This is a genomic window from Anaerococcus tetradius (assembly GCF_947087635.1).
In the GTDB taxonomy this organism is placed as follows: Bacteria; Bacillota; Clostridia; order Tissierellales; family Peptoniphilaceae; genus Anaerococcus; species Anaerococcus tetradius.
On record NZ_CAMUDP010000018.1, the window covers coordinates 12,733 to 28,734 of the forward strand.

Here is a 16,002-nt window from a genome sequence, read left to right on the forward strand (position 1 = left end):
ATTTTTTAACTTTTCCTATTATAAAAGGCTTAATTCTTAATGTGAGTTTTCATTAAAGATTTGATAATATTTTTCGATTTGACCCCTTATATCTTCCTTAGCAAAGATATCTGAGCCTGAGACTATTTCATCGCAACCGGCAGCTATTACTTTTCTAACATTGCCAGTCTTAATCCCACCATCTATTTCGATTTTACAAGAAAGTTTATTTTCATCTATGTACTTTCTTAAAAATTTCACCTTATCAAGACTTTCTTCCATAAAGCTTTGTCCACCAAAACCTGGCTCTACACTCATAACCAAGACTGCATCCACATATGCCAAAAGGGGAAGGATTTTCTCACAAGCTGTTTTTGGTTTCAAGCTTATGCCTGCCTCAATGCCACAAGCCTTTATCTTTTTAATAGCTTCTAGGGGACTATCGCTAGCCTCATAATGGATGGTAAGCCTATCACAGCCAACTTCCACAAATCTATCTATGTATCTTATAGGGTCAACTATCATAAGATGTGTATCGAAGAAATAATCATTTTTGTCCCTAATGTCCTTGATGATTTTAAAGGCAAAGGATATGTTTGGTACAAATAAGCCATCCATAACATCTATGTGGATCATCTTTAGTCCTGTATCTTTTGTAGCATCTAAATCCTCTTGCAATTTTGAAAAATCACAAGAAAGTATAGAAGGTGCAAGTTCTACCATTTATTCTCTCTCCTTTTTTTTACTTCCTCAAAAAGCATGAGGTAATTTTTGTATCTACCCTCATCAATCAAAGACTTCTCAAGAGCACTTTTTACAGCACAATTAGGTTCGTTGATATGATTACAATCTTTAAACTTACAAGCCTTATCCCTAAATTCCTTAAATAAATACTTTAGCTCTCTTTCATCTTCTATGAAGTCAATATCGAATGAATCGAAGCCTGGCGTATCAAAAAGGAAGGTATTATCGGCGATTTTGAAAATCTCTGTATGACGGGTTGTATTTTTCCCCCTCTTACTCTTCTCAGATATAGATCCTATTTCAACATCATGGTCTACCAAGTTGTTAAGAAAAGTAGATTTACCAACTCCACTTGCGCCTGAAACAGCCGAAGTCTTATCCTTTAATAGGTCTAATATCTCCTCTTTAGGAAAATTGCCATAATTGTCTATACAAACAAGCTTATAGCCAATCTTCTTGTAGATATTTGTAAAATAATCTATTTCACTTTCATCACAAAGATCGATTTTGGATAAGATTATTACGACTTCCATATGCTTGTACTCGCACATGGCGAGATATTTATCTAAGTTATAGATATTTAGCGGTGGATTTTTGATAGTTGCAAATAGAAGTATTTGGTCAATATTAGAAATATTTGGCCTTTTGATTTCATTTTTCCTCTCACAAATATCTGTTATATAGGCTTTTCCATCAGTTAAGTTGTCTATTATAACATTATCGCCTACTAGGGGCTTTATTTTTTTGACTCTAAAATTGCCCCTAGCCTTGGCCATAAATGTTTTATCATCACAAGCTACATAATATAGTTCTTTTTGTGATTTTATTATCTTTCCTTTTTTCAATTTACAGTGTACACTCCATAGCTTTCATTATCTATAAGGACTTCAAACTTGGTATTTAGGCTAGCTTGAAAGTTAAGTTGTAAGATTGATTGATCATTTAACTCATCTTTTGTATGATTTTGATCATAGAGGATATCTCCTCTTCTGTCATTATCATCAAGCTTATAAATTTTTACATTGAATCTATCCCTATCAGAACCGACACTTAATCTTAAATCTACGTTCTTTACCCTATTGGACCTGCTAGCTTCTTTTTGCTTACTACCGCTACTAACAACTATGTCTATTTGTGAACCCTTGGCAACTTCGGTGCCCTCTGCTATGGATTGACTTATGACATGACCCTTTTCTACATCATCACTTTCCTTATAGTCAAGATTTCTTAGCTTTAGGCCGTATTGGGTAATAAGGCTAGTGGCTTGGTCTTCACTTACATCTATGAGGTTTGGCACTGTTACATTTTCAACTTTTTTTTCAGGACCAGCAGATACAACCAAGTCTACTTTGCTTCCTGCTTGTAGAGTAGTGTTTGCCCTTGGCTCTTGGCTTATTACTAGGTCTTTTTCTATATCATCACTGTATGCTGTGCTTGTACTACCAAGACTTAGTCCCATGTCTTTTAGCTTTTCTTCTGCTTCTGTTACTGTTAATTTGGAAAGGTCGGGTACCTCGACTTCTCTACCTGCACTAATTACTAAGTTTACTGTCGTTCCGACCTTTACTTTAGTGTTAGCCTCAGGGTCTTGACTCATTACCTTACCCTTATCGTATTCATCACTTTCCTCTGTCCTTGAGATATTCGCCTTGAGACCTCTCTTCTCAAGTTCCTTTACGGCCATATCTTGACTTAGATTTATAACAGCTGGAACTTCTAGGCTATCTCCCTTAGGCTTGTTTATAAAATAGAAAACTGCAGTAACTAAAACTAAGGCAAGCAGAGCAAGTGGCCAGATATTGACTTTTTTGGACTTGCTTTTTGTCTTTGGACTTTCATCAGTTGGAGAAACATAAACTGCCTCTTCAGCCTTGGCTTTTTTCTGTTTTTTCTCCTTTGCCTTTTTTTTCTTTTCCTTGGATGGGACAACTATTGGTATCCTTGCTGTTTCATCAAGGGCCTTATTATTGCTAAAGGAATTTTGGTCTTCAAGACTTGAAATAAGTTCTGTTGCGTTCAAGAACCTATTGCCTGGTTCCTTTTCCAAAAGCTTCATTATTATATAATTTAGATGGTCAGATAAGTCATTGTTTAATTCCTTGGCAGGTCTTGGCTTATCTTGTATGTGCATAACTGCTATTCCTACTGAGTTATCTGCATCAAAAGGCACCTTTCCAGTTGCCATTTCATACATCACAGCTCCTAGAGAATACAAGTCGCTTTTCTCATCGACAATCTTGCCCTTGGCTTGTTCTGGTGAAATATAATGAACTGTACCAAGAATTGATGATGTGTAGGTTATAGTTGCGTTTGATGAAACCCTTGCTATACCAAAATCTGTAACCTTGGCTAAGCCAAACTTATCTATCAAGATATTTTGTGGCTTAATATCTCTATGGATAATGCCTGAAGCATGGGCTGATTTAAGGGCTTGTGCTATTTGAACAGAATAATCAATTATATCGTGATTTGAAAGATGGCCCTCGCTATCTATAAGATCTTTGAGAGTTTCTCCTTCGACATATTCCATCACTATATAGTATATTTTTCTACCTTCTAATAGGTCTTGACCTATATCATAAACATTTACAATATTTATATGATTTAGTTTGGCAGCTGATTGGGCTTCATTGTTGAATTTCTTTAGAAATTCCTCATCTTCAGCATATTGTTCCTTTAAAACCTTGATGGCTACGAATCTATCCAAGAGCCTATCTTTTGCCTTATATACCTTGGCCATGCCGCCTATACCAATCTGCTCTATAATCTCGTACCTATTGTCCAAAATTATCTTTTCCATATTACCCCTTATATCAAAATGGTTGTAACAGTTATATTGTCACGACCACCCTTATTTAGTGCTAGTTCGATGAGTTTTGATGAGATTTCGTAAGGATCATCATTGTCATCTACAACTTTTGTTATCTCTTCATCACTAAGTTCATTTGATAGACCATCTGTAAACATCAATATTACATCCCCATCTTTCATAGAAAAAGTAGAGCTTTCAGGTTCTATCTCCTTTTCAGTACCGACAGCCTTGGTAATGGCAGACCTATTGATAAAGTTTTTAGCCTCATCTTCTGTAAGAGAGCCTGTATCTATTAAGTCATTAATTAGTGAATGATCACGAGTTTTTAAACTTAGTTTCTTATCTTGATAGATATAGATTCTAGAATCGCCGACATGGCTTATATGATAAGTTCTGTTTTTTTCATCTATAACCATGCAAACAACCGTAGTCCCCATCCTAAGCCCTTCACTATCATCTGATAGACAATAGATTTTCTCATTGGCATACTTTATGGCGTCTTCTTGGAGGATACTTAGTGAAGGATAGTCATTTATCTTTGCTTTTTCAACAAAGTCTATATAGGATTTACTTGCAAGTTTACTTGCAACTTCTCCCCTGCTATGACCTCCCATCCCATCAGCGACAATAAAAAAGTCTAAATCGCCAAGAGATGTATTAGCGTAGGCATCCTCGTTTTCTTGCCTCACTTTTCCAATATTCGATATTGTACTAAATTTCATGCTCACCTCGCATAATTGTTTCTAAGCTGACCACAAGAAGCATCAATATCCGATCCCATTGATCTTCTTATGGTTGCATTAAGCTTTCTTTTAACTAACTTATCCCTAAATTCTGTCAAAGCCGAACTTTTTGGCCTATTATAGGCAAACTCTTCTATGGGATTTAGGGGAATAAGGTTGATGTGGACATTTTTATTTTTTAGTAATGAATAAAGATTGTCTACATCACTATCTGTATTATTAACTCCGTCTATTACAACATACTCAAAGCTCACTCGCCTTTTAGTCTTTGCCAAATAATAATCTGTTGCTTCAAGCAAGTCTTCTATCTTGTATTTGTTGGCAACTGGCATAAATTTCTGCCTTTTCTTATCATTGGCATAGTGAAGGCTTAGGGCAAGATTTACATCAAGCTTACTATCAGCAAGTTTTCTAATCATTGGAGCAAGGCCTGATGTTGAAAGGGTAATTGATCTGTGAGATAAGTCTCTTCCTTCAGCATCGGTTATAAGGTCTATGAACTTAACAATATTATCATAATTATCTAGGGGTTCGCCTATACCCATGATTACTATATTATTTATCTCTCCATTGATTCTTTCAAGCTCATATACTTCTTCAATAAGTTCTCCTGCTGTAAGATTTCTTACAAGTCCATTTTTAGTTGAGGCGCAAAATTTACAACCCATCCTACAACCTACCTGAGATGATATGCAGATGGTTTTTCTCTTGTCATAGTCCATAAAAACTGCCTCAATAATATTTCCATCATCTAAGGAAAATAGATATTTTTTTGTAGAGTCAAGCTTGGAAACAAATCCTTTTAATAATTTCATCTTTGGAAAAGCATAGTTTTCCCCTAATTTTTCTCTCATTTCCTTCGATAGGTCAGTCATCTTATCAAAGTCATTTATTCTTTTTACATGAATTTGCCTATAGACTTGCTTGGCCCTGAATTTCTGGTAGCCTTCCTTGATAAATATAGACTCGATTTCTTTTATAGACTTGTCATTTAGTGTTTTCGTCATAATTTTTCTTCTTAAATTTACTTATAAAAAATCCATCTGTTTTATCTTCAAAACAAACAAATTCTATGTAATCTTTGCCTTCTACCTGTACAAGTTCCAATTGTTCATGGCCTTTTAGATAGTTAAAATTATCTAGGTTTTCGATTGGCCCTAGGGTGCAAGTAGAATAAACAAGCTCTCCGCCATCCTTTAAATATCTTATGGAAGTATCCAAAATTTCCCTTTGAAGGATGCTCAGAGTCCTTATATCATCAAGACTCCTATTGTATCTTATCTCAGGTTTTCTCGCCATGACTCCAAGGCCTGAGCATGGAGCATCGACTAGAATATAGTCAAAGCTTTTTTCGTATTCTTTGTTAAATACACTTCCATCGAAGCTTTTTATCTCGATGTTTGTAAGAGCCAAACGCTCGATGTTTTCCTTGATAAGGCAAAGCTTGTTTGCGGAAATATCGTTCGCTATTATTTTACCAGTATTTGACGTATATTCAGCCAGATAGGAAGTCTTTGTTCCTGGGGCTGCACAAATATCTAAAATCCTAGAATTTTTCTTAGGATTAAGAACTTCAACGGTCTTCATACTTGCTTCCTGTTGGATGGTAAAAAGCCCCTCTTTAAACTCAAGGCTATTTGCTAGGCCAGATGGGTTGTGGATTATAAGTGCCCTATCGCTAATTTTTGATAGACTTAGTTCATAACCCAAAGCTTCTAGGCGTTTTTTAAGGCTTTCCCTATCAGTCTTTAAGGAATTTATCCTAATAGAAAGGCGGGCCTCATCATTAGTATATCTTAGAAAATTTTTAGTATAAGCCATGCCATAGTTTTCATAAATATATCTACTTATTTCTTCTGGCATAGAATATCTGATTGATAGGGCTTTGATATCGTCATTGATATATATTTTTGCTAGGTCCTCTTCATTTCTTATGAAATTTCTAAGGATAGCATTAACAAAATTTGCCGAACGCTTGTTCTTCTTTTTGCATAATTCAACAAGTTTATCAACTATTGCATAGTCCTTAGTTGCTAGGAAGTGGATGTTATAAAGTCCCATTTCTAGAATAGTTAGGACATTTTTGTGAATTTTTTTAATTTTTACCTTCGATAATTTGCCAATCATATAATCTAGGTAGATTTTATTTTCAAGTACCCCATAGATTAACTTGGTCGCATAGGCTAGTCCTTGGACTTTTTTGGCTAGGTAGTTAATCTCATCGTTACTTTTCTTATCTTCATAGATTATATTTACAAGGCTATTACAAATTAATTCTAAATCATTCATTTTCTAGACTAATCTTTTCCTTGAAGCTATTGCCCATCAAGAAAGCCTTGACATCCATGGCCTTTTTGCCAGGAAATTGAATTTTCTTTAGCCTTATGGCACCATCTTTTGTACCTATTACTATGCCTGCTTTAGCATTTGCTTCGTAAACATAGGCAGGTCTTTGTTCAAAGCCAGTCGCAATTTCTGCATCGTAGACCTTGATGTTTTTATCTTCATAGGAAAAATAGCTAGTCGGATACTCTACAAAGGCTCGAATTTGGTTTATAATTTCAGCTGATGACTTATTCCAGTCAATCTTTCCCATCTCCTTTGTAATTTTTGTACAGAAAGTTGCCTTGCTGGCGTCTTGTTTTCTCCTATTTTCGTAAAGCTTATCATAATTTAGGATACTTTCCCTTACGGCCTTTGAGCCAATTTCACTTAGCTTTTCTTCCAAGCTTGTGTAGTTATCATCATCCTTTATTTCAACTTCTTCTTGGATAAGGATATCCCCAGAATCCATACCCTTTTCTATAAGCATGGTTGTTACCGCAGTTATTTTATCTCCATTTAATAGAGTAAATTGCATAGGACTTGCCCCCCTATAAAGAGGAAGAAGGGAAGGATGAAGATTGATTATCCTATCCTTATAAGCTTCTAATAAGTCCTTGCCTATTAGCTGACCAAAAGCTACGACTACTATGAAGTCAATCTCTAAGTCTTTTAGGCTTTCTACAAACTCCTTGGTATTTACAGTCTTTGGACAAACAACTTCGATTCCTTTTTCTTGGGCATATTTTTTAATCTCAGTTGGTGTTACTTTTCCCCTATTTCTCTTCTTGTCAGGGGAGCTTACGACTAGTTTTACATCTATATTTTCATCATTATAAAGAATATCCAAAGTCTGCACCGCAAACTTTGGATTGCCCATAAAACATATATTAATCATTTTCTGTATCGTATTTAACCTCTTCTATTGCCTTATCCCTAAACAAAATACCATTAAGATGGTCTATCTCGTGAGATAAGATTTCAGCCGGAAAACCATGGGCATCCCAAATCTTTTCCTCGCCATTTTCATTCAAATATTTTACTTTTACATGCTCTGGTCTTTTTACAGTAGCATTAAAATTAGGTATCGAAAGACAACCTTCGATTCCCACTTGCTCTCCATCTTCTTCTATTATTTCGGGATTTACTAATTTGATTAGTCCTGTACTATCATCATGTGGATCAACCACGATTATTCTTTTTAATATTCCAACTTGAGGAGCAGCAAGTCCGACACCATCAGCTTCATACATGGTATCAGCCATGTCATCAAGCAAAACTTTTATTCTATCAGTAATTTCAGGGACATTTCTCGAAATTTTTCTTAAAATAGGATCCCCTTCTTTTCTTATATTTCTAATTGCCATACTTCCTCCTTATCTAAATTATTGTACTTTTGCAAAGCTTATTTTCAATTATTTGCAAAGTCTATTGAGTATATCTTGCTTTTTCCATTATCCCCAATAGTTACTCCATGAATCCTCTCAGCCAATTGCATGGTCGTTTGCCTGTGAGTTATCATTATAAACTGGGTTTTGTCAGATAAGCTTTTTAGGTATTCTATATATCTTTTGATATTTGTTTCATCCAAGGCCGCATCAATCTCATCGAGGATGGCAAAGGGTGCAGGATTGGTCTCGAATATTGCAAAGAGCAAGGCTACAGCAGTAAGAGATTTCTCCCCACCTGATAGAAGGGAAATGGACTTTAGGGATTTGGATGGAGGTCTTGCCTCTATTTCAATTCCCGCATTTAAGCTATCATCACTATCGAGTATTAGCTTGGCATCGCCACCTATAAAGAGGGTCTTAAATATCCTCATAAATTTATCATTGATAATGTTAAAGTTTTTGATAAACTCTTCCTTCATTTCTTTTTCGAGCTTTTGGATCATCTTTTCTATATCAGCCTTAGAGTTAATCAAATCTTTCATTTGCTTATCCAGAAAATCAAAGGCCTCATTAGCCTCTTTGTAATTTTCTAGGGAGTTTTCATCAAAAAATCCAATTGAGTTGAGTTTTCTTTGAATTTCTATAAGAGATGTTTTATTTGTCTTTACCGGCTCCTTATCCTTAAACTTTTCTTCTAATTTATCTAAGCCCATGCTAATAAAAGGCTTTACTTCATCAACAATTGAATTATATTTAGAATTTATGGAGCTTAGCTCATAGTCGAGTTTCACCTTTTCTAAATTGAAATTTTTTATCTTCTCATCAAGGGCCTTGTCCCTATCAACCATATTAGCATTTTCCAAAGTCATAGAGTCAAGTTTTTTGATACTTTCCTTAAGGCCTTCTTCTTCCTTAGCCATGTTCGTCCTAGAAAATTCTATTATTTTTCTTAGCTTATCATCATTTTCTTTAAGCTCTGCTATGGAATTTTCAATTTCTTTTTTTAGTTTAATTTCTAATCTATCAGAATTATCTAGATCATCTAGCGTATTTCTAAGCTTGTTTGTTGAATTTAGCAAGAGATTTATGTCACGTTTTATTATCTCTATAGTATTTTCAAGTCTTATTATCTCATCTTCGTAATCTCTAAGCAAGGCTTCTTTTTCGCTTAGGCTTTCTTCTTTGTCTGAAATTTCCTTCTTTAGCTTATCAAGCCTAAACCTAAGTTCATTAATATCAAGCTTATCTTGTAAGGATACATAGCCTTCATCTTCTTCTCCTAGCTCTTTAATCCTCACTTGTATATTTGCTAACCTTAAATCAAGAGATTCTAGCTTAGATTTTCTCAATCTCCTCTCTTCTTCCTTTAGGTCAAAGTCCTTTCTAGCAAGGTCAATTTCTTCTTCATTCCTGCTTACAGCTTCCATAAGGTCTTTGTAGGAATTGCTATAGCTGTCTTTCTTATTTCTCAAAGTTAAAATAAGTTCTTTTAGGTCATCTAATTTCTTATTTCTATTTAGTAGATTTGTATTTTTCTTCCTATTCTTATCATTACCAGCAACCATAGACCCCCAAGTGTTAATTATGTCGAGATTCATGCTTATAATCCTATAGCCCTTTAGCTTATTAGAAAGACTTACCGCCTTGTCGATATCTGATACTACTACTGTTGAGCCTAGGAAGTGGTCAATAATATTAGCTAGATTGTCTGGTGCTTCTATCAAATCATAGGCCATAGCAATTACTTCTTCTTCATCTGGCCTCTCCTTCCTAAAAGATTTTATGGAATCAATAGGTAGGAAGGTTATTCTACCAAGCTTCATCTTATTTACGAAGTTAATAAGGTCTCTTGTATCAGCCTTATTTTTCGTTACAATGTTTTGAAGGCTCGCTCCCATAAGATTATCAATTACATCCTCATAGCCCTCTTTTACACTAATAAGATTTGCTAGAGAATCTAGGTAGAGTTTATCCAGGCCATTTTCCTTAGTCTTGTTAAGGAAATCTTGGATTGAATAAATATAGCCCCTATTTTTATCTATATTTTCCTTTTGAAGCTTGAACTCAGATATGGAAGTCTTTAATTTTATATTGTTATCATTATTATCTTTGATAAGCTCTTCCAAGTCACTTTTCTTTTTACTTAGCTCTTCTGCCTTGGCTTTGAGCCTTTGGGCAAAGTCTTTTCTATCCTTATCATCGGAGATAATTTCTTGGTCAAGCTTTTGCCTTTCCATATTTAGATTCTTATGCTCATCTTCTAATTTTTTTAGCTTCTCAAGCCTTTTCTTATCTTCTTCAGCCTTTTTTTGGTCAAATAGGGCCTTGGACTTCTGGTCGACCTCGTAATTGTAGATTTCTTCTTTTAGCTTTTCTAGCCTTAGTTCTTCTTCATTCTTTAGGCTTTTAAGTTTTTCTATCTCAACTCTTAGACCCTCTATATTATTTTCATTTAACTTACTCTTATCTTCGCTGTCCTTTAATTTTTCCTTATAGGCTAAAAGATTAGCTTCTTCTTTTTCTAAATCCTTTTTAACCTTAGCTCGCCTATCTTCATTTGACTTGATATTTTCCAAAAGCCTAGTCATATCTTTATTATTATAGGCAGATTTTTCCTTATTCAAGAGAAGCTTATTTTCCGATTTTTCTATATCTTTTGTGTACTTATCAATATTTTCTCGGATACTATTTATTTTTTCCTCGAGACTTTCTTGATTTTTCTTGTAGGGACTAAGCTTTTTTCTTATTTCATCAAGCTCACTTGTCGATGTAGTTAATTCTTGGTCAAGTTTTTCGATTTTACCAAGAAGCTTTTCCTTCTTATCTAGAAGACTTCTCGACTTATCTTGCATATAAAAATATGATTTTTCATCTAATTCTTCAGTTAAAGCCTTGTTTTTAAGGAAGTTATCCTTATAGCCACTAAGAAGGGCCAAGTCCTTTTTCTTGTATTCCCATTCCCTGTCTATTATTTCCAAATCATCAGTAACTTTTTCTAGTTTTTTATTTGCCTCATCTCTCCTAAATTTATGCTTAGCTATACCGCTAGCTTCCTCGAAGATATTTCTCCTATCCTTGGCTGATGATGAAATAATCTCTTCGATTCTACCCTGGGAGATGATGGAATAACCTTCCTTGCCAACTCCTGTATCTAGGAATAATTCTCTTACATCCTTTAGTCTAACCTTCTTGCCATTAATCCTATACTCATTGTCTCCATCTCTAAAGATACGCCTTGAGATTTTGACCTTATCATAGACAAGATCAAGTGCCTTATCTTCATTTGAAAAATTTAGATTTACCTCTGCCAGATTTAAGGACTTAGAATTTTCTCCGCCTTGAAAAATTACATCATTCATCTTTGCCCCACGCAAGGACTTGGCGGATTGCTCACCCAAGACCCATCTTATGGCATCCGAAATATTACTCTTTCCAGATCCATTAGGGCCAACAACAGCAGTAATTTGTTCGTCAAATTCAATTTTCGTCCTATCAGCAAAGGACTTAAAGCCCTTTAGTTCAATACTTTCTAATCTAATACTAAATCACCACCGTAAGTTTTCTTCACATAAGATTTTATGAAACTAGCCATATCAAGTTGGATTTTCTTATCCTTATTTTCAATAAAGTCATCCTTGTCAGAAACAAAGGACATAACTATCCCATATTTATCGTAAAAATATTTCTTGTTTATCTTTTTATTTCCTGCTATGATGGAAATATTCCTAGAAGATGTGTGAATTGTAAGCTCCCCTTCGAGCTTTTCTTTTCCTATCAACTCTTCTAGATATTTCTTATAGATATAGCCTTCAACCAATTGTCTAATGGCAGGATGGAAGGGTCCTGCTACTACATCTTCTTTATCATTTATATTTTCTGTAGTCTGTAGGCCAATCCTTATAACATCAATATCTTTGGCCCTATAAATCATATATATTTCTGCTGACAAGCTAACAGCCTTATCAAGGTCTAAGGGCTTATAGATGCCAGCCTGATAGAGCTTTTCAAGTTTTGTATCCCTTATAACCAAGGTCGGATATATCCTCACCATATCTGGCTTCATATTTGCAGATTTTATGGCCGTCTGGATAGACTTATCCTTTGTATCCCTAAATAAGCCCGGCATTACTTGATGACCTAGACTAAAGCCAAAAGACTTTATTAGCTCACTTGCCCTTAGAGAGTCATCGACTGAATGCCCCCTCTCATTAGCATCTAAAATTTCCTGATTAAGAGATTGGATGCCAAGTTCTATAATATCCACCTGGTAGGCCTTTAGTATTTCTAGAATAGAATTATTTATATAATCAGGTCTTGTCGATAATCTGATTCTATCAATAATTCCCTTCTCTTTGTACTCCTTGGCGATAGAAAGATATCCCTTCATGACATCCTCATCAAGACCTGTAAAGGAGCCTCCGAAAAATGCAAGTTCTGTAGCCTTGGCTTGGGGAAAGTAAGATAAATTTTTTTCGATTTCAGCAATTATTTTTTCCCTATCAAGCTTATCCTTAAAGTTTGTAATCTTTAGCTGATTGCAAAAGGCACAATCGTGAGGACAACCTAAAAAAGGAATAAATATTGGTATTATATATTCTTTCTTAGCCATTTTTTTTGTTAATTTTCTCGAAGGCAGCCTTGGCAGCCATTTGTTCTGCTTGCTTCTTGTTTTTTCCAACACCATAAGCTAAGATTTTGTTGCCTAACTTAACAGCCATGGTAAAGGTCTTGGAGTGTTCTGGGCCTTCTTCCTTAGTTAATTCGTATTTTAATATTTTTTTATCCTTAGCATTGTGGTATTCTTGAAGTTTAGTCTTATAATCATTAAAAATCGAATCATCATTGATTACATGCAAGGCTTCAGCCTTATAATTTGTCACAAGGAAATTGAACAAATTTTCATAAGTACTATCTAAATAAATGGCAGCACAGACTGCTTCGAAAGTATCTGCCTTTACATGCTTTTTTAGCTCTCCTCCACCTTGTTTTTCACCATTGCCAAAATTTAGATATGAAGACATCTGAAATTTTTCGCAAGCCTTGGCAAAAGAAGAAGTGCAGACTAGCCTTGACCTTGTTTTAGTTAGCCAGCCTTCAGGTTTTTGTGAATAATTCTTAAAAAGAATCTCACTAACTATCATATCAAGGATTGAATCACCCAAAAACTCTAGTCTTTCGTTGCTTTTCTTTTTACCCTTAACCTCGTTAGTATAAGACGAATGAGTAAAGGCTACATCTATCAATTCCTTGTCATTGAAGCTGTAGCCGATTTTTTCCTCAAATTCTTCAATTTTTTTTAGTCTATCTTTAGAAATAGCCATTAATTCTTGCTCTCAATTAAACTTACTATATCAGCGAGAGTTTCAATCTCGTCTAATTCTTCATCAGAAAATTCTATTGAAAACTCATCCTCAAGTACCATTATGAAATCCACAAGGTCGATGGAATCAATATCTAAATCAGAAATCTTGCTATCAAAATCAATCTCTTCTGGGTTGATATCAAGGTGTTCTATAGCCAATTCTTTTAATCTTTCTCTAATCAAATCAATTCTCCTTCTATCTTTTCAATAACTTTCTTGTCTATATAATCCATTAATCCTAGCAAAGCATTAGAAATAGCAAGCTCGTTGGCGTTTCCGTGGGCCTTGTAGACATAGGCCTGAACCCCTAAAAGAGGTGCTCCTCCAACTTCGTCTGCCGAATACTTATTAAACATAGCTTTTAGGTCCTTCTTTAAGATTCCTGCAGCAAGTTTATTTAATAAAGACTTATAAAATACGTCCTTCATCTGACCTGCTAATAATTTTAGAACCCCCTCTGCAGTTTTTATTGCAATATTTCCATCAAAGCCGTCAGCTAGTACGACATTTACCTTTCCTGTTAATAGGTCCCTTGCTTCGATATTTCCTACAAAATTCATATTTGCTTCTTTAAGGAGGGCGTAAGTTTCCTTAGTTAATTTATTGCCCTTATGCTCCTCGACTCCTACATTTAGAAGGCCAATCTTTGGATTTTCTATAGCAAGCACATTTTCTAGATATACTTTACCCATTAATCCGAATTCTTCCAAAAATTCTTTCTTGCAGTCCATATTAGCTCCTGTATCCATCAAAAGAGTCGTTCCCTCTAGAGTTGGAAGGCTTGTTGCAAGGCAGGCCCTGTCGATTCCCTTTATTCTTTTAGCTATAAAGAGTCCTCCTGCAAGCAGAGCTCCGGTCGATCCTGCTGAAAGAATGCCATCATAAGCTTCTTCTTTGGCTTTTTCGAATGCAATAACTATTGAAGCATCTTTTTTCCTTCTAATAGCCCTAGCTGGATCTTCATCGTTAGAAATAAATTCGTCTGTATGGATTATTTCGTAGTCAGAAATTCTTCCTCCTATTAGCTTTTCTATTTTTTCTTTGTTGCCTATAAAAACTGGAGTGAAATCTCTTTTTTCTTTGCAAAGGATGGCTCCGTCAACTAGAACCTTCTCACCCTGGTCTGCACCGTAAGTATCTATAAGTATTTTCATATCTTCCTTCTTTAAATTATTATATTAAAAAAGATAGTGTAAAACACTATCTCTTACTCTACATCAAGAATTGTTTCGCCTTTGTATTCACCACAGTTTGGGCAAACTCTGTGTGGAAGTTTTGGCTCATGACAATTTGGACACTCAACATAGTTTGATCTTTTCAAAGTATAAGCTGAGGCTCTTCTTTTATTTTTTCTTGTTTTTGATGTTCTTCTCTTTGGTACTGCCATCTTTAACACCTCCTCTTATCAGTTTAGCAATCTTTTATATTATATAATGGTAAGAGTCCTTTGTCAAGCTTCTACTATAGATTTTGTATCTCTTGCAATCATCAACTCTTCGTTGGTTGCAACTACCATTATCTTAACCTTTGATCCATCTTTAGAAATCTCGTGAGCTCCACCGCGAACATTGTTTTTCTCATCATCAATTTCGATACCGAATTGAGCAAAACCTTCCATGATGTCTTTTCTCATTTCGATTGAGTTTTCACCGATTCCGCCTGTAAATACTATAGCATCAACTCTTCCGATTTCTGCCATATAGCCTGCTATATATCTTTTAGCTCTAGTAACAAACATATCTAGGGCGTATTGGGCTCTCTTATTTCCTTTTTTAGCTGCATCTTCTAGGTCTCTAAAGTCTGAGCTAACTCCACTAACACCAAGTATACCAGATTTTTTGTTTAGAATATCTTCCATCTCACGAGCACTTATATTTTTTTCCTTCATTATATAAGTTACAGCTGTTGGATCTATATCTCCAGATCTTGTTCCCATGATAAGTCCTTCAAGTGGTGTAAGACCCATTGATGTATCGTAGCTCTTTCCTTCTTTAACGGCTGTAATTGATGAGCCATTTCCTAAATGACAAGAGATTATATTTAATTCATTTACATCTTTACCGAGGATTTCTGCTGTTTTGTTTGTAATAAAGTTGTGGCTTGTTCCGTGGAAACCATATTTTCTAATTGCATCTTCTTCATAATATTTGTAGTCAATACCATAAAGGAAGGTTCTTTCAGGCATTGTTTGGTGGAAGGCTGTGTCAAATACTGCTACATTTGGAACGCCTTCAAGAAGTTTTTCGCAAGCCTCAAGGCCCATAAGGTTGGCTGGGTTGTGAAGTGGAGCAAATTTGCTATATTCTTCTATAGCTTCTCTTACTTCTTTATCAATTAGACAAGATTTGGTGATTTTTTCTCCACCATGAACGAATCTATGTCCTACTGCATCAATTTCGGAAAGATTGTTGATAACACCATTTTCCTTATCTACTAGGGCGTTAAATACATGAGCTACTGCTTCTGTGTGATCTTTCATATCTTCTTCTATGGTGTATTTGTCCCCATCCTTTTCTTGGATAAGTCTTGAGCCATCAATGCCGATTCTTTCAACAAGACCCTTTACCATAACTTCTTCTTTGTCCATATCAAATAATTGATATTTAAGTGATGAACTACCACAGTTTATTACTAGAATTTTCATTTTTC

General features: G+C 35.1%; 15 protein-coding genes. All 15 read right to left on the bottom strand.

Going from position 1 to position 16,002, the window contains the following annotated elements:
* Positions 1 to 36 precede the first annotated feature (36 nt).
* Positions 37 to 702, bottom strand: coding sequence for a ribulose-phosphate 3-epimerase (rpe, locus tag P6936_RS06670; RefSeq protein WP_276881194.1), 666 nt, complete (start codon positions 700 to 702; stop codon positions 37 to 39).
* Positions 696 to 1,568 carry a ribosome small subunit-dependent GTPase A gene (gene rsgA, locus P6936_RS06675; protein ID WP_276881195.1) on the bottom strand — a complete coding sequence of 291 codons (873 nt, stop codon included), beginning with the start codon at positions 1,566 to 1,568 and terminating at the stop codon, positions 696 to 698. The genes rpe and rsgA overlap by 7 nt, the downstream gene beginning before the upstream one ends.
* Entirely contained in the window at positions 1,565 to 3,523 is a 1,959-nt protein-coding gene (pknB, locus tag P6936_RS06680) for a Stk1 family PASTA domain-containing Ser/Thr kinase (RefSeq protein WP_276862291.1), read from the bottom strand. Before pknB ends, rsgA begins: the two co-directional genes overlap by 4 nt.
* An 8-nt stretch (positions 3,524 to 3,531) precedes the next feature.
* Positions 3,532 to 4,257, bottom strand: coding sequence for a Stp1/IreP family PP2C-type Ser/Thr phosphatase (locus P6936_RS06685; RefSeq protein WP_276881196.1), 726 nt, complete (start codon positions 4,255 to 4,257; stop codon positions 3,532 to 3,534).
* A gap of 2 nt (positions 4,258 to 4,259) precedes the next feature.
* Positions 4,260 to 5,285 (bottom strand): 23S rRNA (adenine(2503)-C(2))-methyltransferase RlmN, encoded by a 1,026-nt coding sequence (rlmN, locus tag P6936_RS06690; RefSeq protein ID WP_276881198.1) that lies wholly within the window; start codon positions 5,283 to 5,285, stop codon positions 4,260 to 4,262.
* Positions 5,266 to 6,567 carry a 16S rRNA (cytosine(967)-C(5))-methyltransferase RsmB gene (gene rsmB, locus P6936_RS06695; RefSeq protein WP_276881199.1) on the bottom strand — a complete coding sequence of 434 codons (1,302 nt, stop codon included), beginning with the start codon at positions 6,565 to 6,567 and terminating at the stop codon, positions 5,266 to 5,268. The genes rlmN and rsmB overlap by 20 nt, the downstream gene beginning before the upstream one ends.
* Positions 6,560 to 7,498, bottom strand: coding sequence for a methionyl-tRNA formyltransferase (gene fmt / locus P6936_RS06700; RefSeq protein ID WP_276881200.1), 939 nt, complete (start codon positions 7,496 to 7,498; stop codon positions 6,560 to 6,562). The genes rsmB and fmt overlap by 8 nt, the downstream gene beginning before the upstream one ends.
* Positions 7,491 to 7,967 carry a peptide deformylase gene (def, locus tag P6936_RS06705; protein WP_004837692.1) on the bottom strand — a complete coding sequence of 159 codons (477 nt, stop codon included), beginning with the start codon at positions 7,965 to 7,967 and terminating at the stop codon, positions 7,491 to 7,493. The genes fmt and def overlap by 8 nt, the downstream gene beginning before the upstream one ends.
* A 44-nt stretch (positions 7,968 to 8,011) precedes the next feature.
* Positions 8,012 to 11,530 carry a chromosome segregation protein SMC gene (gene smc / locus P6936_RS06710; protein WP_276881215.1) on the bottom strand — a complete coding sequence of 1,173 codons (3,519 nt, stop codon included), beginning with the start codon at positions 11,528 to 11,530 and terminating at the stop codon, positions 8,012 to 8,014.
* Complete coding sequence (locus P6936_RS06715; RefSeq protein ID WP_276881201.1) at positions 11,521 to 12,600, bottom strand: elongator complex protein 3; 1,080 nt, start codon at positions 12,598 to 12,600, stop codon at positions 11,521 to 11,523. Before P6936_RS06715 ends, smc begins: the two co-directional genes overlap by 10 nt.
* Positions 12,593 to 13,312 (bottom strand): ribonuclease III, encoded by a 720-nt coding sequence (gene rnc, locus P6936_RS06720; protein WP_276881202.1) that lies wholly within the window; start codon positions 13,310 to 13,312, stop codon positions 12,593 to 12,595. Before rnc ends, P6936_RS06715 begins: the two co-directional genes overlap by 8 nt.
* A complete protein-coding gene (locus P6936_RS06725) occupies positions 13,312 to 13,536 on the bottom strand; it encodes an acyl carrier protein (protein WP_004837688.1) in 225 nt (74 codons plus the stop codon). The genes rnc and P6936_RS06725 overlap by 1 nt, the downstream gene beginning before the upstream one ends.
* Positions 13,533 to 14,507, bottom strand: coding sequence for a phosphate acyltransferase PlsX (plsX, locus tag P6936_RS06730; RefSeq protein WP_276862281.1), 975 nt, complete (start codon positions 14,505 to 14,507; stop codon positions 13,533 to 13,535). The genes P6936_RS06725 and plsX overlap by 4 nt, the downstream gene beginning before the upstream one ends.
* A 53-nt stretch (positions 14,508 to 14,560) precedes the next feature.
* Positions 14,561 to 14,740, bottom strand: coding sequence for a 50S ribosomal protein L32 (gene rpmF / locus P6936_RS06735; RefSeq protein WP_004837686.1), 180 nt, complete (start codon positions 14,738 to 14,740; stop codon positions 14,561 to 14,563).
* Between the two features lie 63 nt (positions 14,741 to 14,803).
* The gene (locus P6936_RS06740; protein WP_276881203.1) at positions 14,804 to 15,997 is read right to left on the bottom strand and encodes an acetate/propionate family kinase; all 1,194 of its coding nucleotides are present in this window, start codon (positions 15,995 to 15,997) and stop codon (positions 14,804 to 14,806) included.
* Positions 15,998 to 16,002 lie beyond the last annotated feature (5 nt).